This window comes from Burkholderia sp. LMG 13014, from assembly GCF_905232215.1.
GTDB lineage: Bacteria > Pseudomonadota > Gammaproteobacteria > Burkholderiales > Burkholderiaceae > Burkholderia.
In genome coordinates, this window is sequence record NZ_CAJNKE010000913.1 from 1 (window position 1) to 1,656 (window position 1,656).

Consider the following 1,656-nt stretch of genomic DNA (forward strand, 5'->3'; position numbering starts at 1 on the left):
CGAGCCGTTCGCGTCGTTATGCGCAGGCGGGCGGCTGCGGCGCGAGCCATGCGTCGAACGGCGCCAGCTCGCCGATGTTGAACAGTTCGAGCAGCAGAGCGCGCAGCCAGCGATGGCCGGGGTCGGCGTCGAAGCGCCGGTGCCAGTACGCATTGACGGCCCATTCACCGGCACCGGCAATCTCGTACAGCGTGCACGGCTGCCGCGCCGCGAACGTGATCGCGATCGTCTCCGGCAGGATCAGCGCGTAGTCGCCGTCCTGCAGCAATGCGGGCACCACCATGAAATCGGGTAACGCCGCGCGCACGCGCGGCATCAGCCCGTGCCGCTCCAGCAGCTGCATCGATTGCGGATGCGACGTGACCGCGACGAAGCGCAGCGCGTCGGGCGCGTCGCCATCGAGCACATAGTCGTCGGGCAGCGCGACGCGCTGCGCGGTACGGCGCGGCATCAGCAGCACGCAGCGCTCGTGCAGCAGCGCGGCGCGCTGGAAATGGCTCGACGCGTCGGCGAAATGCCCGAGCGCAAAGTCGATGCGCCCCGATTCGAGCGCGACGTTGAGCTGGCATTCGTCGACGTGCAGCGTCTCGATCACCGCGCCCGGCGCGCGATTGGCGAACTCGGCGAGCAGCGTCGGCAAGAACGCGCTCGCCGCGAAATCGCTCATGTGCAGGCGGAACACGCGTTGCGTGCTGTCAGGCGTGAAGCGCGAGCCTTCGTCGAGCACGTGCTGCAGGATCGCGAGTGCCTTGTCGACCGACAGCGCGAGCCGCTGCGCGCGCGGTGTCGGCTCGACGCCGGTGCCGGTGCGCACGAACAGCGCGTCGCGGAACATCAGCCGCAGCCGGCCGAGCGCGTAGCTGACGGACGGCTGCGTGACGCCGAGCCGCAGCGCCGCGCGGCCGACGTGCCGCTCCTCGTACACGGCGCGAAACGTCTTCAGCAAGTTGAGATCGAGATCCTGCACGCGCAGTTCGGACGGGTCGCTGTCGTGCGGCGCGGATTCGGTGCGGGTCGGCGCCGCCGGGCGGCCGGTTGCGGAGTGCGTCATCGGGGGTGCCTCGCGGTGACGGAAGGCGCGTGGCCGTAACGCCGCGCATACGCCTTCGCGAAATGGCCGAAGCCATGGATGCCGTGCGCGATCAGCACGTCGGTCACGCTGCGCGCGTCACCGCGTTGCAGCGCCGCGTGCACGGCGGCGAGCCGGCGGTCGCGCACGTAGACGGCCGGCGTGGTGTGCAGGAACGCGCGAAACGCGTGCTGCAGCGTGCGCGGCGCGACGCCCGCGACCGCCGCGAGCGCGGCGAGCGAGAGCGGTTCGCCGAGGTGCGCATCGACGTGATCGCACGCGCGGCGCACGTGGGCCGGCAGTGGTGGCGTGCCGCGCGCCAGCGCATCGCTGTACGAATGCGGCAGGTGCGTGAGCAGCAGCGACATCAGCCATGCGGTGAGGTCGGCGCCGAAGGTCGTCGCGGCCGTGCCGATGCCCGGCTGTGCGCCGAGCCGGCACAGGTATTCGAAGGTCGGCAACAGAAGTGCGGCGCCCGCGCCGGCGCCGCCGGCCGCAAGGTCGAACTGCAGCGGCCGCGTGAGCGTGGCCTGGAGCATGTCCTGCAGCTTGCGTTCGAGCGCGCCGCGTTCGAGCCGTAGCACGAG

The 1,656-nt window shown here is 71.3% G+C and carries 2 protein-coding genes; both read right to left on the reverse strand.

Translation table 11 applies throughout. The annotated features are described in order from the left end of the window. Nucleotides 1–16: 16 nt before the first annotated feature. A complete protein-coding gene (locus tag JYJ84_RS36080; RefSeq protein ID WP_175219418.1) occupies nucleotides 17–1,051 on the reverse strand; it encodes a LysR family transcriptional regulator in 1,035 nt (344 codons plus the stop codon). Then, a partial coding sequence (locus tag JYJ84_RS36085; RefSeq protein ID WP_205190244.1) for a helix-turn-helix domain-containing protein occupies nucleotides 1,048–1,656 on the reverse strand: 609 nt, incomplete at its 5' end. The genes JYJ84_RS36080 and JYJ84_RS36085, both read right to left, overlap by 4 nt.

What these genes read in the sequence shown, in the direction of transcription:
- JYJ84_RS36080 (WP_175219418.1), bottom strand. Translation starts at nt 1,051, where the DNA reads ATGACGCACTCCGCAACCGGCCGCCCGGCGGCGCCGACCCGCACCGAA.